Here is a 21,950-nt window from a genome sequence, read left to right as displayed (position 1 = left end):
AATACCCTGCCGCTAAAACGTCAGTTATTTTTCCTGGCGCGGCCGGTCTTCTGCTGCGCATGGTTCTCAACCGCGCCACGCACCTCGAAACGCACCTGGTCGACCACGGCCATTTTATGGTCCAGCAGCTCCAGCACATGCCGGCCCGGCCATGGCATCCAGTCGAAGGCCAGCTGCGGATCCGAGGCTGCCGATTGGCGGCTGGTTTTCTTTCCGGACTTCGCTGCGGGCGGCGTCAGCAGCTTGCCGTCAAGGCGCCACACGCCGCTAGGCAAGCCGTCGGCTGCGAAGCGTATGCGCTGCCGCTGCGGCGGGATGTCGGGATCTAGCGCGACCAGCATGCCCGGCGTCGGATAGCGAATTGCGATGCTGATGTCGTCCGAACTGGCGGTGGTGATCAGGCTTTGTTCGGTCCCTGCCAGAAAATATTCCTGGCGCGGCGCTTCGATCTTGTCGGCGTAGCGGATATCCTGTTCCACTACGCTGGCTGGTTTTTGCGGAACCTGCTGCCGCAGCTGGTCGCGTGTGTGCAGGTATTGCATCACTTCTTGCCAGACCGGCGCGGCGCCGGTGACGCCGGACACGTCCCACATCGGCAAACCCGAGGCATTGCCGACCCAGACCCCGACCGTGTAGCGGTCCGAATAACCGACCGCCCAGTTGTCGCGCATATCCTTGGAAGTCCCTGTCTTGACCGCGCTCCAGACGCGCGTCGACAGCGCATTCTCAAGGCCGAAAGTACGGCTGCGGGCGCTGCGGTCGGACAGGATGTCGCCGATGATGAAAGCGGCGCCGGAGTCCATCACCTTTGTCATCTTTACCGCCGGATCGGCCAGCGTGGTGCGCACTCCGCTATAACGCCCCTGGTTGGCCAGCGCGCGATAGGCATTGCTCAGCGCCAGCAAGCTGACGTCGGCGCTGCCCAGCGCCAGGCTGTAGCCGTAATAATCGCCGGATTCACGCAGCTGGAAACCGAGTCCTTGCAGGCGCTCGAAGAAAGTCGTGGGCGTGACCGTCACCAGGGTGCGCACCGCCGGGATGTTCAGCGATGACGCCAGCGCAGTGCGCACGCTGACCAGGCCCTTGAACTGCTTGTCGTAGTTTTGCGGGATGTACAAGCCGCTGGCGGTCGGCAGGTTGATCGCCGAATCGTTCAGGATCGAGGCCGCCGTCATCCATTTTTTTTCGATCGCCAGTTCGTACAGGAATGGCTTCAAGGTTGAACCGGCCTGGCGCAGGGCCACCACGCCATCGACATTAGCCGCATTGGAAAACGAACCGCTGGAACCGACCCAGGCCAGCACGTCGCCGCTGGCATTGTCGAGCACGACGATGGCGCCGTCTTCGATATTGCGCTCCACCAGGGCCGCCAGCTGGCGCCGCAAGGCATCGTTGGCGAAGCGCTGCACGCCGGCGTCCAGGGTTGACCGCACCGCCTGCCCCGGCGTACGCAGCAGCTTGCGCGCCAGGTGCGGCGCCAGCTGCGGGGCGCTGGTGGTGACGATCACTTCGGAATTCGAGCCGGTGCGCACCAGCGCCAGCAGGGTGAAATCTTCCAGGCCCTTGCACTCTTGCCCATCGTACACCTTACGCTGTTCCTGCAAGATGCGGCAAGCCCGCTCCGCGACCCGGGCCGGGGTCGCATTCGGGCCGCGGATCAAGGCCACGGCAATCGCCGCTTCGCGCTGGCTCAGGCCGCTGGGATGCTTGCCGAACAAGACTCGCGACAAGGCGTGTATGCCGACCAGTTCGCCGCGGAAGCTGACCAGGTTGAGGTAGGCTTCCAGGATCTGGTCCTTGCGCCAGTTGCGCTCCAGCTGCTGCGCCACCACTACCTGCGACATTTTCTGCCCGATCGAGCGCGGCGAGGTGCGGCGCCGCAGGTCGTCGTCCAGCAAACCGGCCAGCTGCATGGTGATGGTCGAGGCGCCGCGGGTCTTGGTGTTCCACAGGTTACCCCAGGCAGCCGCCGCCACAGCGTTCCAGTCGACCCCGCTATGCTGATAGAAACGCCGGTCTTCCGACGCCACCAGCGCATTGCGCAACGCCGGCGACACATCTTCCAGCGCTACCCACGACAGGCGGCGCTCGTTCGGATTCATGCGGACCTGCTGCAGCAACTGGCCCTTGCGGTCGTACAGGCTGGCTTCGGACGAACGGAACTCCTGCTGCACATCGGCGAAACTTTGCAAGGCTTGCGCCGGGCCGGCCGCCAAGGCCAGCAACAGCGCAGCGCCCAAGGTCCAGCGCTTGAGGCCAGTCGACTTCACTTCACCGTCCATTTCTGGTTGGGGCTTTCACCGAACATTTCCGGCGCATACATCGCTTCGACCCGGGTCGGCGGCAAGCTGAACTCACCCGGATTGTTGATGCGGAAGGTATACGTCATGGTGAATTTCCCTTTCGGCACATACTCGTAATAACTGCGGAACGCTTCGAAACTGCGTTCTTCATACGCCGCCCAGGCGCTGCCGCTAGGCCGTTCGCCGGTGGTGGCGATGGCCGAATCGCGGCCCAGGCCGGAACCCAGCAAGGTAGCGCCGGCCGGAATCGGATCGGTCACCACTACCCAGGTCATGTCAGTCTGGGCGTCGACTTCGAGATCGACCCGCACGATATCGCCGCGGGTGTATTTACCCTTTTCCTTCTGCTCCACCGGGACGATGTTCTTGCTGATCCGGTAGCCGCTGGAGAACGGTTTTTTCAGCACCACCGCCGCCAGGCTTTGCACCGTCACCCACGGCGCGCCGCTGCCGGCGTGGCTCAGCTTCAGCTCGGCCGGCGCCGCCGACGATGGCCAAGGCAGCTGCAGCTTGCCGGTCTCGGTAGCAGCGGCTGCGGCAGGCCAGCTGTAGCTCTGGCTGCCGCTCACATTGGCGCCCTGCTCCAGGCTGGCCTTGGTGGTGCCGGCGACTTTTTCCGATTCGAACTTGCGCGCGAATTTCTGCAGCGCCAGCGAACCCCACAGGTTCGCCGTGGTGGTCGACCAGTGGCCGCGCGACTGGCGCTGGATGGCGCCGTTGATCAGTTTCGGCATGTCTTCTTTCCAGGCCGGGTTCTCCAGCATGGTCAGCACCAGCCGGTTGGCGTTGACATCGGCGCTGGCCATCAGCCACCACCAGTAATCGCTGCTTTCAGTCGAGAAGCCCATGCGCGTGCTTTGGTAGTTCAGGCGCGCCCGGATCACCTGGTCGGCTTCCGCCTGGCGCTTGGCGCGGTCTGGAATGCCCGCTACCCGTTGCAGGATATTGATCCAGTCGAGCACGGCCGAGGTTGGCCACAGGTTGGGCGAGATCTGGATCGAATCGAGCATCGCCGGCCGTACCCGGTCATAACGCGACAAGGCTTCCAGCGCCGCCAGCTTGCGCACATCCAGGTCTTTCTGCGGTGACCAGAAGTCGCGCGTGATCTTGCCTTCCACGAACGCTGCCAATCCGTCGAGCATCTTGTCGCGGCTTTGCTGCGGGATCGCAAAGCCCGATTCCTGCGTCACCGCCAGCAGGTACGCCGTCAGGGTATCGCTGCCGCGGCGGGCGTTGCCTTCGTTCGGTGGATAGTAATAAGCCAGGCCGTCGCTATCCAGGTAGGTCGGCAAGTCGTTCAATACCTTCTGCCACATGGCGTCGTCGCGCAAACCAATTGCACGTGATGTCTTTTGCTCCAGGCAGGAGAACGGGTAGTTGACGAAATAGCGGCGCAGGCCGTCGCTGCCGGAAGCCAGCGACGGCGCCAGCGAGATCGCCAGGCCGCCGCGCCCCGGCAGGCCGTCGGCAGGCGGCGCTACCGCCATGCTGAACGGCTTGTCGAGCTGGAACAGGGTGGCCTGCTGCACCGTCACCGGCACCGCAGGCACCACGCGCTGGGTGAACTTGATGCTGTCCTTCACTTTCGGTCCGCCCTGCTCCTGGGCATTGATTTCCCATGCCAGCTGGCTGACATCGGCCGGCACCGTCACCGCCCACACCAGCTCGCGCGTTTCGCCGGCAGGAATGCTCTCGTCCTTGGCCGCCAACGGCGTTGCCGCCGACAGGCCGGCGGCCTGCGCCGTGGCATGGACTTGCATGGCACGGGTGGTGGTGTTGCGCACCGTGACCAGCGCGCTGAAATTGTCGCCCTCCCGCACCAGCGGCGGCAAGCCGGATATCAGCTGCAAGTCCTGGGTCGAGCGGATGCTGACGGCGCCGGTGCCGAACAGGCTGTCGCCGCTTTGCGCTACCGCCACTATCTTGAAGCTGGTCAACGCATCGTTCAGCGGCACGTCGACCTGCGCCCTGCCGTTGGCGTCCAGCATGATCGCCGGTTTCCACAGCAGCAAGGTGTCGAACAGCTCGCGCGTCGGCGATTTTCCGCCGCCGCCGCCGGCAGGAATCGCCTTGCGGCCGTAATGGCGCTTGCCGACCACCTGCATTTGCGCGGTCGAGGTTTCCACGCCGTAGCTGCGCCGCTGCAGCATCGCTTCCAGCAGGTTCCAGCTGCGGTTCGGTTCCAGCTCCAGCAGCGCTTCGTCGACCGCCGCCAGGGCGATTTCAGCGCCGGCCGCCGGTTTGCCGTTGGGCAGGTTGACCTGGATGTTCACCTTGGCGGTGGTGCGGATCGCATAACTGGGCTGGTCCGCCTTGACCGTCACCGCCAGCTGGTTGGCGGCGGTGCCTACCGTGATTTCGGCGATGCCGTATTTATAGGCTGGCTTGGCCAGGTCGACGGTAGCGCTGGGCGCCTGGTATTCCTTGAATTCGCTCCACCAGTTCAGCGGCTCTTTCCAGCCCCAGGTAAAGAAGGAATACCACGGCACCTCACGCATGCGGCCGCGCACCGCCAGCACCGAGACGAAGACGTTGGGGCCGTAGCCGGCCTTGACCGGCAGGCTGAAGGTCGGGTCCTGGCCGTTCAGCTGCACCACCTGGGTTTCGATCACGCCTTCGCGTTCCACCGCAACCAGGGCAGTAGCGTAGCGGAACGGCATGCGTACCTGGAATTTGGCGCTTTCACCTGGCTGGTAAATCTTTTTCTCAGGCAGGATATCGATGCGGTCCTGGTTTTCGCCATCGAACCACAGCTCGCCCTGCTTGGTCACCCAGACCGAGCTGGTGGCGAGCGCAGCGTGGCCGTCGCCGTCCTTGCCTTTGGCTGTCAGTTCGATATTGCCGGGTTCTTGCAATTCCACGGTGCAGATCATCAAGCCGCGGGCGTCGGTCTTGCCCGAACACAGCGCTCCCAGGTCGCTGCCGCTGGTGGTGTTTTCGTATGCGTAGAATCCGCCCACCATGCGCTTGCGATGCGAATTGGTCTGCTTGCTGGTTCCGCTGATCTCGATCGGCACGCCGGCTTGCGGCTGCCCGGCCGGATTGAGGGCAACCGCCGTCAGCGTCAGTTTCTTCTTGACCGAAACCCACTCCCCCGCTTTCAGGCCGACCACCACTGCCGCAGGCCAGACCGGCGTCACGCTTGATACGGTCTGGATTTCGCCGTTAGGATCGGCATACGTCATTTCCGTCAGCAATTCCTTCGGCACCGTGACTGCCGGCATGTCCTTCACCACGGTCTTGCCGGCGCCGGCCTTGTCCAGGGTCACCGGCAGTTTGTCGGCGACGATTTTCTGGCTGTCGGCGCTGCTGTCTTCATCGTTGCGCCCAGCGGCAAAGGAATAACCGTCGTAGCCGGAGAAACTAACCGCCTTGCCGCGCAACAGGCTGGTGATGTGCACCGCCTGGCCGGAAGCGCCGCCGCCGTTCAGGTAATTGAGCTGCACGGCAAGCGGTACTTCTTTCGGCGCTACCAGGGTCTTGGGCGGCGTAATGCGTCCCTGCAGCAACGGCAGGCGGAATTCTTCGACGCGGAAACTGCCGCTGCTGTAGCTGCGGCGGTTTTCATCATAGCCTCCGCTCTCGGAGTCGGCGTCGGAATCAGCGTCCGCATCGGCGTCGCCGCCAATGACGCCGCTCTTCACCTTGCCGCCGTCCAGCACCACTTCGTAGCTGCCCAGCTTGGCTTCCTTCGGCACCTGGAACACGGTTTCGGCATTCTTCTGGCCGCGCCAGTTCAGCGCAAACTGGTATTCCTGGCCGCTGCCCTGGTGGGTGATGCGCACCCGGGTCGGCAGCTTGTCAGTCGGCAGCAGGCCGAAACCCTGCATGGTCTCGGTGCGGATCACGTGTTTCATCGATACCGTTTCGCCGGCACGGAACAAGGTCCGGTCAAATATTGTATGGGCGCGCACGGTAGCAGACTTGTCGTAATCCATCGGCAAGTTGAAGCGCCAGGATTCGATGCCGTCGTTCCACGATGTCAGCGCAAAAGCCATGTCGGCGCGGCCTTTGTCGTCGGTCTTGCGGGCGCTGACGAAAAATCCGTCGATATGCCCCGGCTGGTTGCCGTCGCCGTTGCGGCAACCGTCCAGCGGAAACTCCGGCACCATGGCAATCCCGGTCTTGTCGGTCCTGCCGCGCCACAGCTCGGTGCCGCGGCAATCGGAAATCCGCACGTCGGCGTCGGCCACCGGCTTGGCGCTGTCCAGCGTGGTGACCCACACCGCGCCGTTCTGGCGGCCTATCTTGACGTGCACCGACAGGTTGGTCACCAGCGCGCTGGTGCGCACATACATGGGCGCGGCTTTGCCTAGCAAGGAGGCGCCCAGTTTTTGCGATTCCAGCTCAACCACGTAGAAACCCGGATCCTTGAGCGGAATGCCGATGACTTCAAACGGCCGCACGCCATCCTTGCTGTCCGGCGACGGCGGCAGGTCCAGGATCTTGGCCCCGGCCTGCTTCGCCAGCAGACCGATGCTGCGGGTTTCCACCTGTTTCTTGTTGATGGTGATCGTGGTTTCGTGATATTTCCTGAGCTTGGTCAGCCAGGCGATGATGTTCTGGTCGTCGTTGACTTTCAGGTTGCTGACCGTGCCGGGATTGACCTTGCCGTCGGCGCTGCGGGCCAGCATGCCGGTTTCGACGCTGCGCAGGGTGACCGGCAAGGTAGCGTCGGCGTTGAGCTCGATAATACCAAACGGCGCCGAGGGAAATTTCGCCAGCGGCGGATAATCCGCCATCCGCACCTTCAGCGGAAACGCAGCAGCGTTCGACAGCGGCCGGCCGTTCTCGTCCTGGAAACCGGATGGCAAATCAACACTGAGTTCCGCCTTCTCGGCAAACGGCGGCTTGAAGGTCAGCTGCGACACCGTGTCGTCGGTATCGTTCTTTTCAAAAAATGGCTTCAGCTTGCCGTTGGATGCGTTCAGCGTCACGCCTTCCGCCAGCTTGCGCGGCACCGGCGCGGTAAACAGGATGCGCAGCGGCAGGATAGGCGCGCAGGCAGCATTGGCGTTCTCACGCTCGCAGCTGACGCTGGCGGTAAAGGTCGGCCGCACCTTGAATTTGAAGACTTGCGGCTGGCTGCTGGCGATGCCTGAAGCGGTGCTCACGCCCTTGTCCCAGGTCAGGCTGACCGCGCCGTCGTTAGGCAAGCGCTGCTGGCATTGCAAGGTGCTGACCCGGTCAGGATTGATCTTGTCGGCGAAATGATCGAGCAGCTGCTTGCGTTCGGCGCCGGCGATGAACTTGACCGGGATCCGTTCATGCACGCCCTCGGCCTGGCAGTACACGTGCTTCAGGATGCTGTCGCTGGTGGCGGCGCCGTTCTGTATCAGGATGAAGGCTTGCTCTTCTTCGATCCTGTCGCCGCGCGGCATGATGTCGACCACGGCCGGACCGCCGGTATTGAACTGGAATACGGTCTTGCCGCTGACCGCGGCGCCGGACAGCAGCTTGAACCCGGTCTTCACGGTAAAGCCGCAGCGCGTTCCCGGCGGCACGTCGCGCACGAAATCGTAGATCCAGTTGCGCTCGTCGGCCCAGCGCCCGCTGCCGGCCTCGGAACAGCTGATGTCGAACGGCGTGGGCGATTTCGGGTCGCCGAACTTGATGGCGGCTTCCGAGAAATTCACCCGCACCTGGCGCACCTGGACGACCTCGCCCTGCGGTGAAAAGCTGTTGATGCCGGCCGCATAGGCGGTTTGCGCCGCCTGGCCGGCCATCAGCACCGCCAGCAGCGCCAGCGCATTGCGCGCGCCGCAGAGTTTGCGGCCGAAAAAAAACAGCCCCGGAAAGCGCACGGCGCTGTTGCTGGTTTTCTTTCGTTGTGTCGCTGCTTGCATGACAATCCTCGGGCTAGGAAAAGATGAAATATGACTTCGCGAGGATACAGCATCTCTATGTCTATATGGCAATTTTATCGTTTAAACAACACTACCCTGTTGTCTTTTTGCCGCTGCGGTCCCGGCGTCGCGTTCATGCCGATGCCCACGGAAACCTGACTTCGACCTGCAAGCCCTGGTCGTCATCGGCGGCATCGAGCCGGATAAACGCGCCGTGCTGGTGCGCCACCGACTTGACGATAGTCAGGCCCAGCCCGCTGCCGCTCTGGGTCTGGTCCGGATTGCGGAAAAACCGGTCGAACACGCGTTCGCGCAGCGCCGGCGCAATGCCCGGTCCCTGGTCCGCCACGTTCAGCACGACCTGGGTCAGGTTGCTGTGCAGGCTGACGAACACGGTAGCGCCCGGCGGGCTGTATTTGATCGCATTGTCGACCAGGTTGTCGATCAGCGACACCAGGCTGTCGCGATGGCCGAGGATGTAGCACTGGCCTTCGGACGTCAGCTCCAGCTCGATCTGCCGCAGCTGGGCCAGGTTCGACAAGACGGCCAGCCGGTCCTGCAGCAGCACGCCGAGGTCGAGCCGCTCCAGCGCGATGCTGGCGGTGGGATCGCTGCGCATCAGCATCAGCAGCTGGCCGACCAGCCTGGTGGCGCGGCTGTTGCTGCTCAATATCCCCGCCAGCAGTTCCTGCTGGCGCTGGTTGCCGGCCTGGCTTTGCAAGGCTTCCACATTGACCCGCATGGCGGCCAGCGGGGTACGCAGTTCATGCGCGGCGTCGGCGATGAAATTACGTTCCCGCTCCACGCTGTCGCTCATGCGCTGCAGCAAGGCGTTGATCCGGTCCACCATGGAACTCAGTTCCAGGTGCTTGGGCTTGTATTCCAGGGGCGCCAGGTTCTGCGGACCGCGCGCGGCCACTTCGCGCGCCACCCGGCTCCAGGGACGCAAGGCCATGCGGATCGACAGCCAGGCCGGCAGCAGCAGGAACGGCAGGCTGATCAACAAGGGCAAGGAATAATAGCCGCGCGAATTCATGTCGATCAGCATTTCCATGCCGTCCGCCGGCACGATCATGGTGACGCTGGTATCGGACTGCCGCGATTGCACGGTGCGGGCGCGCCAGCGCACGCCGTCGACGTACAGGGTTTCCGGCTGGCCGAGGCGCCGGTTGCGGATGCCGCCTGGCGTATCCTCGGACTGGTAAATCAGTTTCCCGGCTTGCCGCACCTGGATGCTGGGCGACAGCTTCGGCGTATTGCCGCCGACGCCGTAGCCTTCGCGCACCGCCTGGTCGATCAGGCGCAGCACATTGTGCTGGCGCTCGGGATTGTCGGCCAGGTTCTCGACAACGCCGAATATTGCCTCATACGTGCGGTCAAGGCTGATCGGGCCGGGCGCCCGGCTGGTCTCGAACATGGCGTAGCCGATGAACAGGCTCCATAACAGCGTCAGCAGCAGCATCTGCGCCAGCAGCAGGCGCCGCACCAGGGTCGGCCGCGCCAGCCCGCTCCACCAGCGGCGCATCATTTGCGGGCGCTGCGGGCCGGCGCCTGCAGGTCTATCACGAAACCGACGCCGCGCACGGTGCGGATATAGCCGTCGCCGATCTTGCGCCGCAGGTTCGCCATGTGCACATCCAGGGTGTTGCTGGCGTTGCCCTGGCCGCCGGGCAGCGCCAGGTCTTCCAGGATGCGGCGCGTCACCACGCGGTCGGCGCGGATCAGCAAGGTGCTGAGCAAGGCGTATTCGCTGGCGGTGAGCTCCACCGGCCGCTCTTGCACGGTGACGCGGCGGGTCGGCGCATGCAGCGACAGGCCGCGCAGTTCCATGGTTTCGCCATCGAAGCCGTAGCTGCGCCGCGCCAGGGCGCGCACGCGCGACAGCAGTTCAGCCAGCACGAAGGGCTTGACCAGGTAATCGTCGGCGCCGCTGTCGAGGCCGAGCAGGCGGTCGCTGACCGCATCGCGGGCGCTCAGGATGATCACCGGCAGGCCCTTCTTGTCGCGGCGCAAGCGGGTCAGCAGGCTCAGGCCGTCGCCGTCGGGCAAGCCGAGGTCGAGCAGCACCAGGTCGCAGGCGTCGGATTCCAGGTGGCGCAGCGCATCCTCCAGCTGGCGCACCCACACCACGTCCATGCCGTGGTCGGACAAGGCGATGCGCACGCCGTTGCCGAGGTCAAGGTCGTCTTCGATCAACAGTATTTTCATAAGCCCGTATTTAAACACTCTAACGTGAAGAAAAGCTGAAGGGTCTGCTTTTAAACGGGTCATGGCGTCTTCAGCAAACGTTAACGAATGGCTCATGTTTCCTTCATATCGCTCGCGGATACTACTTGCTTGACCGATCCGGCATGGCCATTCCCTAGGGCCTGTTAACACTTAATTTGGGAGATGCGTTCAAGCCAAAACGTGTGGTGGCAAGGCGCGTGGCGCAGCTGGGGCTGGTGCCCCAGCAAGCCATGCAACGCCGCCAGCGCACGTTTTGGCTTGAACCCTCCGGGAACGGCTGCAGGCGTCGCATGCCGTTGTTGCTCGGGGCGGCCATCCGCTCCTTGCCGTAGCACCGCTACGTCGCGTCGCCGCGCCTAGGCCTGCAACGCCTGCCGCGCGTTCGCACTCCCAAATTAAGTGTTAACAGGCCCTAGCAGCACAGCGTGCACAATACGATTAGAAAGCCGACAATGAAAAAACCTCTCAATTCCGGCTACGCCGCTTTCGAGCCCAATAGCGGGCTATACGAAGTGAGCGCCAGCCTTGGCTGGAACCGCCAGTCCGACAAGAACTGGACGCTGCACACCTTGGCCGCCGCGTACGTCACCAGTTGCTGAACATGGCCAGCGACGACCTGATCCTGATCACCGGCGCCACCGGTTTCCTGGGCAGCGCCACCGCGGTGGAAGCGATCCAGGCCGGGCTGGCGCATCGCCTGCTGCTGATGGTGCGGGCGCCGAATCCGAGGCAGGCCCTGGAACGCCTGTGGATCCAGCTCAAGCAGATCGGCGCCAGCGACGCCGACCTGGCGCAGCTGAGTTCGCAGCAGGTGCTGTGCGCCGAGTTGCCGGAGCTGGCCGGCGTCGCCCTCGATCCGCGCCTGGAACAGGTGTCGACCGTGATCCACTGCGCGGCGCTGGCGACGTTCGCCGACCATCCGGCGCTGGAAAAAACCAATATTGACGGCACGCTGGCGCTGGCGGCGCTGATGGAAGGCCGGCCGCGGCTGCGGCGTTTCCTCTATATAGGCACCGCCATGGCTTGCGGCAGCCATTCCGCGGCTGACAACAGCATTCCCGAAATGCTCAGCCTGCCGCTGGCGCAGGAACACCACCTGGTGCCGTACACCCGTTCCAAAGCCATCGGCGAACGACGCCTGCGGGAACATTTTCCCGACCTGCCGCTGGTGGTGCTGCGCCCCTCCATCGTGGTCGGCCATACCCGGCTCGGCTGTACGCCGTCGCAAAGCATTTTCTGGGTGTTCATGGTGTGGCAGAAACTCGGCGTGCTGACCACCTCGCTGGATGACAAGATCGATGTCGTGCCGGTGGACTGGTGCGCCCGCGCCATCCTGCACCTGGCACTCAAGGAAACCCTGGCGCAGCCGGTGTTCCACCTGTCGGCCGGGATCCAGTCCAGCCGCTCCTTCCGCCAGCTCGACCTGGCGCTGGCGGCCGGCGGGCGCAAGGGGGTGTATGGCCGCGACTATGAGCGGATCGAAGTCGGACAGATAGACCAGCTGATACCGCGCATCAAGGTCCGCATTCCCGACTGCAATCCGCGGCTGCTGGCCAAGGCTTTGAAACTATATGGGGAATTCGCCAGGCTCAATTACGTCTTCAGCAACCGCAACCTGCTGGCTGAAGGCGTGGCCAGCGCACCGCCATTGACGGAATATATCGGCTTGTGCGCGACCAGCACCCGGAATATCTCTATCGCCAACCAGATGAAATGGGATTTTAAATAATCCATGGGGGCCGGCGAGATTATCGGAATTCGATTTGACCGAGGATGCGCAAAACATAAATACCGAGTCGTCGTTTCATGAACCAGTTTGCAACCGCCTGGCTTGTTTTTTAATAGCCCTCGATTTTCTGAAAACTTGCGGCAACCGTCAAAGCTGTGAAACCGCATGATTCAATAAAATGATTTCAAAGCCTCTTTCAATCAATATCCGAAAATCGCCGCACCCAGCCTGCGCATGAATTCCCTATCCAGGCCCCCGTCCAGGCCACATTTCCTGAGACGCGCTTTTTAGGCCACAGCGGAGGGCTTCTATGAAACCTTGTGAATTGTCATGAAAATCAATGACTTTAATTTCAGCAAGATTTTCCCTGCGGTTGTTTTAGTTAGAATTTTTGTAGCCAAACGCCGCTTGAACGTTTTGGCCGCACCGCAAGTCCACATCCAAATGCAATAGGAACCTGATCAACATCAGTTTTTAACTTAGAGCGAGGTCGATAAATTTTATGCAAAATCCAATCATGAAACTCGGAGATGACCAGTGGCGGCAGTTAGAGCCTTTTTTGCGGGGAATGGGGATGGGAGTGGCTCGCGCTAGAAACAATCGCAAGTTCATCGATGCCATTTTGTGGTTTATTTCCAATAAATACAACGTCTGGGTAGATCTGCCGCCAGAGTTTGGAGCCCGTTCAAATATTTATATGCGCTTCAGGCGCTGGAATGAATCCAATTTCTGGCGGCAATTGGTAGATAACGTTGACGGCGACGACACCCTTATGGCAATGCTCGAAAGAATTGCAGAATATGCCGATCACGAAAGAAAGCGCGTCATTTTAAAAAGGGAAAAGCGGGCTATTTACGCCGGGGCCAAAGCGACCTTTTACAGACGAGTCGAACATAATATTTCTCAAGATACTTTGCTGTCGACATCACATTGGGTCGGATTAGTCAGTAAATGAAGACGGAAATTTTCTTGACGTGCTTTACCTTTCCGGAAATCTCTCAATCTTTATCTTGATCCATGCACCCAACCTTACAGTTTTTAATAAACAGGCAAATTATTTTTTGCAAATAGGGAAATGCGAGTGAGTCTTACAAAAAAAACAGAAACCTTATCACCGACAATACTTTTCTCTTTAAAACAGCATTTCAGCTCGCTCGCCGTTTCCGCTCTGCTGGGGGCACTGATTGCTGCCGGCATCGCGCTGATGCTACCGAAGCAATGGCCGGCTACCTTGCTTTTCAAGATAGGACAAGTTGAGTCCGCAGCCAATTTACTGGCAAAACCCAACGATGTTGTCCAGCGCATCAATTTTCCAAATTTCCCGGTCAAGGTAGTGCAATCGCAAAGGCTTCGGATTGCCGAATTTCCCAATGAGCGTAGAAATATCGTAAAAAAGACATTGTCTGCCGACATGACCAGAGACGGGGACCTGGTAAAAATGACAGTCAATGGCCAAACACCAAGCGAAGCGAAAGAAAATCTGAGCAGGGCATTCGAGGTACTGCAAACGGAACACGAAGAGTTGTTGAGGCCGTCCCTGGCGAAATTGAAAGAGGATATTGCCGCCGCAAAGGATGCGCTGGGAAAAAAGGAAGACGAGCGGGCGATCCTTCTTGAACTGCGGCAAAGAATGGATGCTTCGGGAGCCGCTGAAAAAAACATTTCTGAAGATATCATCCTCGCCTCCATGCTGCGTTCCAACACGGTAGAACTGCAAATTTTCCGCGAAAAAATCAATGCCCTGAATGAAAAACTCGATCCGCACAGAACCTTCAACACAAGAGCGGTGACCGCCATCTACGTGCCTACGCATCCTGCTTTCCCAAAAATCGGCACTGCAGCGATATTGGGACTGTTTTTAGGATTTTTGGTTACGGGCATATGGATACTCATGCAGGACAAGGAGACATGGAATGCAATCTCCAGCAATGCCAAGGAGGCGCCAGCCGGTTGAACCTGCCTAATGGCTGCTCGCCTTGAATTTGAGCGCAGCTTAACCCCTTGGAGTCACGCGCCAGCTCCCCATGGCTGGAACAAAAGTGCCGGCCGCCATCGATAGTTTTTGGCAGCAGATTAGTGTCAGGGAAATTGACCAAGGACTTGGAGAATGCCGTATCCGGCCCGGAGTCTTCGAATCTCTTCTGTTTTTTTCTACTTGGAACTCTGTCTATAATGCGGTCAAACGAAAAGCAGCTCAGCGATGATCCGATCGGCGCACGCGACGAAGCGAGTATCGGGAGCGCAGTGCAGCCAGGTACACTCAACACATAACGTTTGAAAGAACGAATGGCAAAATATCTGATTTGCGGTCTTGCCTATTTCGACGACGAATATTTCGAACTTACGTCGGCCAATGAGCCGGAGCACGTCATTCAACTCGGCGCCGCCGCGAGCCGCTGCCTGCTTATCCTGCTGGAAGCAAAAGGACAAGTCGTCACTAAAAAGGATTTGCTGGAGGGCGGCTGGGGACAATATGGGAACGTCGTCTCCACCAACAACGTCAACCAGGCTATTGCACATATCCGGAAATGTTTCGCCGCATTCGGCATCAAGGCCGATAGCGTCGTCACGATTCCGCGTATCGGCTACAAAACTTCCGACACCTTCTTTATGCGCGGCGCAAAAGACGATCAGCCCCCCGCCCCGGTTTTACCGGCCGATCCCACATGGCCGGTTGACGCCCCGCCAAATGAGGCAGACAAATTTCCACCATCCATGGCGCCTGACATAGCTCAGCCGGCGGTGTCACGCCGGCAGGCAGGCAGAACCTATGCAGCGCTTGTTGCGCTGGCCATATCAAGCACGATTGCGGCATTCATGTTCGCACCGGATTTGCAGCGCAACCTGTTCCAGAAAGCACCCCATGCCAGTTATGTCCCAGTCAAGACCGGGGAGAAAATCCGGCATTTCATAGAAGAAGGCTTTTCCGATCGAACCGAATTTATCGCCCAGAAGATCAGCATGCTGGAAAAAAATCCACCCCGCTTGCTGCCCTCGAAACCTGACTGGAATGTATACATCAATGGCGCGCACGCCAATAACGTATTCAGCTATTTCCTATGCCGCAACGCCATTGAAAACAGTGATGCCGATTGCGTATCCTATGTGATCATTGACGAGGTCGACATATGAAAAGGCAATGGCTATTTCCCGTCGCCCTGTTCGTCATGGTTGTGCCGTGGATTGTCTTTTCTTTGCAGAATTCCCTCAACCGCGTCGACTGGTCCTGTCAATCGTCATATGAAATCAACAGGATTTTCCCAGGGAACATGATTCGCGCATTTGCACGGGTATCGAGCCATTATCATGCCGATGGCACCGGCGTCATGCGTTTCACAGGAGCGCTGCTGCAAGAATCTGCAGGAAAACCCGACATCAAAACCACCCTGCACCGTGCCACCGAATTCGAGTACAGCGCAATCGGCTCTTTCCTCAGGATCACCACCAGCAAGGCAACCGCCTTCATGGGCGACAATACCCCGGACGAGCTGGCCGGCAAATACGCTTACATGGGTTTCAATCCAGGGTATGTGGAATATTTCCAGATAATGAAAATAGGCGGCGATGCAATAGCTTCGGGTTTTGCCGGGTTGCCGCGCATTTATTGCTTGCCGCCGGTTGCAAAAAACACCGTTAAGTGATTTTTCCGGGGTGTACTGGCGCCACTGAGACTTGACCTCCCGGTGCCGGCGACATAAACCAGCCAGGCCGCTAAAGCTGCGCAACCTGCGTGCGCAACTCCGAACAGACGCTGTCCAGCATAGCGCGATCGCCGGCGGAAGCGCTGCGCAATATCTCTTCCATCCGCTCGCTCGCCTCTGCGATCATCGGCTCGCCGGCGATCAGCGCGGCGCCTTTCATCCTGTGGATGTAGCGCGCCAGCATGTCGAAATCGCCGCTTTCCAGCGCGCGCTCGATTTCAGCCAGGTCCAGCTGTGCGGTGTCGCGAAACAGTTCAACGGGATCGGATGCAGATGGACTTGGCGGATGTTCGCGCAATGCCAGCTCGACATCGCACCAGGCCTCGACGATCGATTGCAGTTCATTCAGGCGCAAAGGCTTTTTCAAGACGCCGTCCATCCCGCTTTCCATGCAACGCTGCACATGGCCGGTGTCAACCGCGGCCGAGATGGCGATGATCGGCTGGTGGCGCCCGTTGCCCTGTTCCCGCGCACGGATCGTGCGCGCTACCTGGTAACCATCCATTCCGGGCAGGTAGCAGTCCAGCAATACCAGCGGGAATTGCCTGGTTTCCAATAACGCCAGCGCCGAAGGACCGTCTGCGGCGAGTACCGCATTGCAGTTCAATTCCTCCAGCTGGCGCTGGATTACCTGGCGGTTATTGGGATGGTCGTCGACCACAAGAATCGTCGGGCCGGCGGCCGCCGCGGCGACGGCAACAGCCGGTGCGACGACACCTGCGGATGCAGGTTGGACGGACAGGCGCGGCTGCATCGCGACAGGGATCGAGAACGTGACGACGGTGCCAACTCCGGCTTCGCTATGAAAATCCAGCGTTCCCTTCATCGCTTCGATCAGTTCGCGGCAAATCACCAGGCCCAGCCCGGTCCCGCCATAACGCCGCGTGGTCGAGCTGTCGGCCTGGACGAACGGCTGGAACAGGCGCGCCTGCTGCTCGGCGGACAGGCCTATACCGGTATCGGCGACGGCCACCTGCAGCGTTGCCTGCGGTTGCGGCGCCGGCGCGTCATCTTGCAGGCGGATGGAGAGCGTGACGCTGCCGCGGTCGGTAAACTTGATGGCGTTAGACAGCAAATTGATCAGCACCTGCCGGATTCGCCCCGGATCGATGACGACATCCCGGTCGCCTGGTTCCGGCAGCTCCAGCCGCAGCGCAAGGTTCTTTTCCTCCGCCTTGATCCGCATCATGCCGACGGCTTGCCGGGCCAGCGCGGAGATATCGATCGGCACTTCCTCCAGCAGCAGCCGGTGGGCTTCAAGTTTCGACAGGTCCAGCACATCGTCCAGCAGGTTCAGCAGCGTTTCCGAGGCAGATCCCGCCATGTCTGCCAGTTCGTACTGGCGCCGGTCCAGCGGCGAGCGCAGCAGCAATTCTACCGACGACAGGATGGCGTTCATCGGCGTACGTATCTCGTGGCTCATCACGGCCAGGAATCTTGTTTTTGTCTGTTCGCTTTGGACCGCTGCGCGGCGTGCGTTCCTGGCCCGCTGCGCAAACAGCAAAATCAAGATAATCGCCACTGCCAGAAAAATCAATTCGGTACCATAGTATTTCAGCAGCGTTCCCCAGGAAGGAGCGCCGTAATCGGTTCCCTTTAGCCATTTTTCCACCATGTTGTCGGTCTGCCTGGCAGTCAGGGACTCAAGCGATTTTTCGACAATCGACGCCAGTTCAGGCAGTTCCTTGCGCACTCCCATCGATACCGTCGCCGGCAAATCGCCTATAGCGCCGGAGATATGCAGGGTATCGAGATACTTGCGGTGCAGCAGCGGCAACATCGCCGTGTCCACCCCGACAGCGGCCGCCGCACGGCCGTCCGCCACTGCCTGCAAGGCGGCTTCCGGGCTCTCCAGCGGCAGCAGGCGGATCTCCGGGAAACGGCCGCGCAACAGACGTTCGTAGGCGCCGCCGCCTTTGATCGCCACTACCTTGCCATTCAATTTGCGCGCATCGAAGATGATCGGCTCGGCTTCCGTCGCAAGGATGATGGTGGACCCGACAAAATAGGGTTCGCTGAACAGCACGATGTCTTGCAAGCTGGGCGGAGCAAACTGCCTTGAAATCGCGGGCAGCAAATCGACCCGCCCGTCAATCAAGGCTTGCCGGGCGTCGGCCCAGCTTTGGCCAGGCACCAGCAAGAACCGGATGCCGGTCAGGTCCGAGATCGCCGCCACATATTCGGCTGTCAGTCCTTTGTGTACGCCGTCCTCTACGTATTCGAGCGGGCGCCAGTCGGGGTCGACGGCGATGTGCACCACCGGATGCGCCGTGATCCAGGCGCGCTCGGCCGGAGTGAACAGGTCCAGGTTCGGCGCCGCGGAGGCAACGCGGGCCGCCGCCATGAGCAGCAACGCGAGCGATAACAGAAACTGCAGAATCCGTCGATTCATGACAAACCTACCTGACGATGCATTTTGAACAGCTCATTATCGTTGCGGATTCCCAATTTGCGAAACGCCGCATGTTTCTGGGTGCTGATGGTCTTGACGCTGCGGCCGTATTTTTCAGCAATCTGGGTAACCGACAATCCGTTCAGGCAGCATTGCAGTACTTCCCGCTCACGCGGGGACAATCCGATAAACGCGTCTTGCTCGACATCGGAAACGGCAACCGCCGCAGTGTCGTCCTGCACGGCGGCATCCGACAGCAGATAGGAAAATTCGACCTTCAGCGCCGGATTCAGGTAAGTATGTCCGCGCGCGACGGTGCGTATGGCGCCGACAATGTCGGACAGCGGCTGGTTCTTGCCGACGAAGCCGCGCGCGCCGGCACGCAAGGCCAGCGCTATCGTGGCCGGATTGTAATGCCCCGACACCACCAGGATTTTGCTGTCCGGGAAGCGCGTGGACAGAACACGTATCAGGTTCAGGCCGTCGATATCGCCCGGCGCCAGCACAAAATCGACCAGCAGCAGTTCCGCCGGCGCGGTCCGCAACGCCGCCATCAGCTCGCGGCTGCTGGCAAACGCTCCGACGACACGGAAATCCGGCGCTTCGCCCAATAGTTCGAGCAAGGCATGACGCACGACCGTATGATCGTCCAGCAATGCAATACGCAGCGGCGTCGGTCCTGTCCGGTTCATCTTCAAGATCTCTCAATACATTCAATGCTGCAGCGCCGCCAGGCTGTCCGCTAGCGCGGACCAAGGAACCAGTTTAAATCCTTGCCCTGGTCACGCAACGCGAATAACTCGCTGTCGGCGCGCAAACCCAGCTTTTTCATTGCAGACTGCTTCTGGCTGCTGATGGTCTTGTGGCTCCTTGAGAATTTCTCGGCGATCTCAGTGACTGACATGCCATCCAGGCAGCAGCGTATGACTTCGCGTTCGCGCGGCGACAGCGGCTGCTCTTTCTGGTGCGATTCGGACGCCGGGCCGGCGGCGCTGTCCGCAGATGCCGGCGACTCGGGCGGCACGGCTGAAGCTGTCCCGGCCTCTCCGGTATACGTGCCGCCCGCCGCCACAATACGGATTGCCGCCACCAGCGCGGAGAGCGGTTCCGCCTTGGCGACAAATCCTTTGGCCCCGGCCCGCATCACGAGTGCCACCGTGGCCGGATCGTCGTGCGAAGAAGCGACCAGTATCTTACTCGATGGATATTTGATCTTCAGCAGCTGGAGCAGGTTGATGCCGTCGATCTCGGTCGGCCCCAGCGAGAAATCAACCACCAGCACTTCCGCCGGCGCCGAGCGCAAACCGGCGATCATCTCGCGGCCGGTGGCGTAGATGCCCACCACATGAAAGTCCGGCTGCCTGGAAAATTTTTTGCCAAGACCATGGCGAACGATCGGGTGATCGTCCAGCAAGGCGACGCGAATCGGATTCTCGGCAGATCTGAGCATGACGCTTTCTACTTAGCTTGGTTAGTTGCCATGACTGCTGGTTTAACCCGTGGAGAATGCCTCATACATTAGCACTCCTCAGCCTGTCGCGGGGATGGCTATATTAAACAATATCTCCCTTGATTAAAACTACACAATTGCCTAGCAAAAAACGATATTAAATATTGACAATCAGACCACTATCAAAACAATTTTTGCCATTGCTCCTGTTTCTGCATGTCGGCACGCGTATTGACCTCGATCAGGACGCCGCCAGGCGAGCGGCAAAAGAAGCGTGATCCCCGTGAGTTGTTGAAAACCTCCGTCTCCATCTGAACGCCGCCTGCCAGGAATTCCTTGTAGAGGGAATGGACGTCATCCAGGCTGTCGAGCTCCAGGCCGAAGTGGAAATTTTTGGGCCAGACCGGCACTTCTTCCGTGGCGTGGTCCAGGACAATGTCAAAACCATTCCGTTTGAGCAGGCAGCTCTCCCCGGCGGCGACGATCTCGCAGCCGAGGTATTTCTCGAAAAATGCAGCCGTCTCGGCCACGTTGGTGGTAGGGAAGCTCAGGTGATTCAGTTTTGCTTCTTTATGAATGTTCATGATCGGTCTCGTAGAAATGTTGAAATGCACCGTGGAAGGAGACGTCGCCGATCAGGCCCTGTGCGGCGGCGCTGATCGAGTGGCTCTCCACAGGGTTCATTCTGCGAGCAAATACTCGATTTTGAAACTCACATTGGGCCCGGCCCTTGCCTGTAGCGCCTGGCGGAGGGTTTCGGCTTGAAACGCTGCAACGGCTTGACGATTACTCACATTTCCGCGGGCATCCCGCTATTCCGGAGCCGCCTATCTCCTGGTGCGTGGCTTTACGGGCTGGCGATCGGCGATCCCCAGGTATCCGAATACGGCGCGGCGTACGCGGCATTCCAGGTCCGCACGATCGGCTTCGCCGCGGTATCCCGCGGCATCTACCAGGGCGCGCACGATGGCGATGATGTCGTCGGCCGCTATCTCGTCGTCCGGCTGCGGCGGAATATCTTCATGCGCCAGGACCTGCCGGATCAATCCACTCATGGCGGTAATGAATGGCGCCAGTTCCTTGGCAATGGCGGGACGGCCTTCTTCGAAGTCGAGCAGCCGCGCGAGCGTCGGCCGCCGCAGTTGCTGGTGGACGGAGGCGGTAATCAGGCGCCGCAATGCCGCCTCACCCGTTGCTTCGCTGAGCGCGCCCTCAGCCTCTGCAAAGAACACGGCGCGCTCACGCTGGCACAGCGCGACAATCAGCGCGTCTTTACCGGGAAAGTATTGATACAGGGAGCCGATGCTGAAACCCGCGCGCTGCGCGACAAGATTGGTATTGAGCCCTTCCAGTCCCTTGGTTTCCAGAATGCGTGCCGCCGCCTCCAGAATCGCGGCGACGGTTTGTTCTGCGCGTGATTGTTGCGGAATCTTTCGCGGCTTTAATGATTGGCGTTTTTTTATCGTCACGATGCCATCTGGTGAAAATGAGTAACGGCTCATATCTTACTTGTTATGGAATAATTCGTTTGTCTCGCGTCGATGCCCGTCTCCGGGCGGTGCTGGCCGGATCGGTATTCGAATATTGACCTTGCGGCAATTGTATTCACCTGGAACTTACGAAATGATGTGCACCGAATCTGAAAAACAATGTGGTCCTGATGGGAAAAAACCGTTCGATTTCCGGTTGCCGGCAATTTCTTATTTCAAGTCTGAAAGCGCAAGCTCGGTTTTTTACTGGAATGAACGGGATAGGAAATTTGAAAGAATTTGGGAGGGCGACTGATCACCTGCGCCAAGAAATTCAAGGCGCTTCTTTGCAAACACAAGATTGACGCTCCACATTTCAACGCGGTAAAGGGCATCCTGTAGGGCGTAATAGCGAAGCATATTACGCCGCATGTGGAATGTGTGAATGAGGGAAACGACGCCAAAGAAATTGGAGCCAACAACAATAAGCAATGTTACGTTATCTGAATATAACCATACGGCGTAATACGCTTCGCTTGTATGGTTAGAAGTGACGCTTTCTGGGAAACTAGAAGGTGCCGGAGTGGAGGGACAACGCTTCGCATCTGCGGTTTTCACTGACAGACCGTATTAGATCTCTCCCACTCCACCTCTCTAACGTCGATGAGGAATCCAGCGGCCGTTAATGGCCTGCCAGCCCGGACCGCCGATATGTGCAAGCTAACGTGAAGAGAGGGCCACTCCGACAATTCTCACTCTAGCCATAAGGAGGCATTCATGCAATCCCCCCTGTTTATTGGTGTTGATGTCGCAAAGGCAGAAGTCGTCCTT

At 59.9% G+C, this 21,950-nt stretch carries 16 protein-coding genes; 6 read left to right on the top strand and 10 right to left on the bottom strand.

Features of this window, described 5'->3' with window-relative positions:
- Nucleotides 1-20: 20 nt before the first annotated feature.
- From pbpC to BM062_RS20385, 4 genes are all read right to left on the bottom strand, one after another.
- Nucleotides 21-2,282, bottom strand: a complete 2,262-nt coding sequence (gene pbpC / locus BM062_RS20400) for a penicillin-binding protein 1C (protein WP_092400347.1) — start codon at nucleotides 2,280-2,282, stop codon at nucleotides 21-23.
- Nucleotides 2,267-8,149: an alpha-2-macroglobulin family protein gene (locus BM062_RS20395; RefSeq protein WP_092400251.1), complete on the bottom strand. Its 5,883-nt coding sequence runs from the start codon at nucleotides 8,147-8,149 to the stop codon at nucleotides 2,267-2,269. Before BM062_RS20395 ends, pbpC begins: the two co-directional genes overlap by 16 nt.
- Nucleotides 8,150-8,282: 133 nt before the next feature.
- Nucleotides 8,283-9,677 carry a sensor histidine kinase gene (locus BM062_RS20390; RefSeq protein WP_217647628.1) on the bottom strand — a complete coding sequence of 465 codons (1,395 nt, stop codon included), beginning with the start codon at nucleotides 9,675-9,677 and terminating at the stop codon, nucleotides 8,283-8,285.
- Entirely contained in the window at nucleotides 9,674-10,357 is a 684-nt protein-coding gene (locus tag BM062_RS20385; protein WP_092400247.1) for a response regulator, read from the bottom strand. The genes BM062_RS20390 and BM062_RS20385 overlap by 4 nt, the downstream gene beginning before the upstream one ends.
- Nucleotides 10,358-10,830: 473 nt before the next feature.
- On the opposite strand from BM062_RS20385, the gene BM062_RS25310 reads away from it, so the two are divergent.
- From BM062_RS25310 to BM062_RS20360, 6 genes are all read left to right on the top strand, one after another.
- Nucleotides 10,831-10,977 (top strand): hypothetical protein, encoded by a 147-nt coding sequence (locus BM062_RS25310; RefSeq protein WP_175501106.1) that lies wholly within the window; start codon nucleotides 10,831-10,833, stop codon nucleotides 10,975-10,977.
- 2 nt (nucleotides 10,978-10,979) lie between these two features.
- Nucleotides 10,980-12,107, top strand: coding sequence for an SDR family oxidoreductase (locus tag BM062_RS20380; RefSeq protein ID WP_092400245.1), 1,128 nt, complete (start codon nucleotides 10,980-10,982; stop codon nucleotides 12,105-12,107).
- A 502-nt stretch (nucleotides 12,108-12,609) separates the two neighbouring features.
- On the top strand, nucleotides 12,610-13,062 hold the full coding sequence (locus tag BM062_RS20375) for a transposase (RefSeq protein WP_092400243.1): 453 nt from the start codon (nucleotides 12,610-12,612) through the stop codon (nucleotides 13,060-13,062).
- A 126-nt stretch (nucleotides 13,063-13,188) separates the two neighbouring features.
- Entirely contained in the window at nucleotides 13,189-14,061 is an 873-nt protein-coding gene (locus tag BM062_RS20370; protein WP_139220143.1) for a hypothetical protein, read from the top strand.
- Nucleotides 14,062-14,393: 332 nt separating this feature from the next.
- On the top strand, nucleotides 14,394-15,239 hold the full coding sequence (locus tag BM062_RS20365; protein ID WP_092400239.1) for a transcriptional regulator: 846 nt from the start codon (nucleotides 14,394-14,396) through the stop codon (nucleotides 15,237-15,239).
- A 137-nt stretch (nucleotides 15,240-15,376) separates the two neighbouring features.
- Entirely contained in the window at nucleotides 15,377-15,748 is a 372-nt protein-coding gene (locus BM062_RS20360; RefSeq protein ID WP_092400237.1) for a hypothetical protein, read from the top strand.
- Between the two features lie 70 nt (nucleotides 15,749-15,818).
- Here the strand turns inward: BM062_RS20360 and BM062_RS20355 are convergent, their stop codons facing one another.
- The 6 genes from BM062_RS20355 to BM062_RS25305 form a co-directional block, all read right to left on the bottom strand.
- A complete protein-coding gene (locus BM062_RS20355; RefSeq protein WP_092400235.1) occupies nucleotides 15,819-18,200 on the bottom strand; it encodes an ATP-binding protein in 2,382 nt (793 codons plus the stop codon).
- Nucleotides 18,197-18,892 (bottom strand): response regulator transcription factor, encoded by a 696-nt coding sequence (locus BM062_RS20350; RefSeq protein ID WP_092400345.1) that lies wholly within the window; start codon nucleotides 18,890-18,892, stop codon nucleotides 18,197-18,199. The genes BM062_RS20355 and BM062_RS20350 overlap by 4 nt, the downstream gene beginning before the upstream one ends.
- Before the next feature lie 50 nt (nucleotides 18,893-18,942).
- Nucleotides 18,943-19,650: a response regulator transcription factor gene (locus tag BM062_RS20345; RefSeq protein ID WP_092400233.1), complete on the bottom strand. Its 708-nt coding sequence runs from the start codon at nucleotides 19,648-19,650 to the stop codon at nucleotides 18,943-18,945.
- A gap of 182 nt (nucleotides 19,651-19,832) precedes the next feature.
- Entirely contained in the window at nucleotides 19,833-20,234 is a 402-nt protein-coding gene (locus BM062_RS20340) for a VOC family protein (RefSeq protein ID WP_092400231.1), read from the bottom strand.
- A gap of 243 nt (nucleotides 20,235-20,477) precedes the next feature.
- The gene (locus BM062_RS20330) at nucleotides 20,478-21,152 is read right to left on the bottom strand and encodes a TetR/AcrR family transcriptional regulator (protein ID WP_092400227.1); all 675 of its coding nucleotides are present in this window, start codon (nucleotides 21,150-21,152) and stop codon (nucleotides 20,478-20,480) included.
- Nucleotides 21,153-21,383: 231 nt separating this feature from the next.
- Complete coding sequence (locus tag BM062_RS25305; protein WP_139220142.1) at nucleotides 21,384-21,737, bottom strand: hypothetical protein; 354 nt, start codon at nucleotides 21,735-21,737, stop codon at nucleotides 21,384-21,386.
- Nucleotides 21,738-21,950 lie beyond the last annotated feature (213 nt).

Origin of the sequence: Collimonas sp. OK412 (assembly GCF_900112135.1) — a bacterium.
In the GTDB taxonomy this organism is placed as follows: domain Bacteria; phylum Pseudomonadota; class Gammaproteobacteria; order Burkholderiales; family Burkholderiaceae_D; genus Collimonas; species Collimonas rhizosphaerae.
The sequence above is the reverse complement of the archived record's forward strand: the minus strand, read 5'-3'. Positions and strand labels throughout refer to the sequence as shown.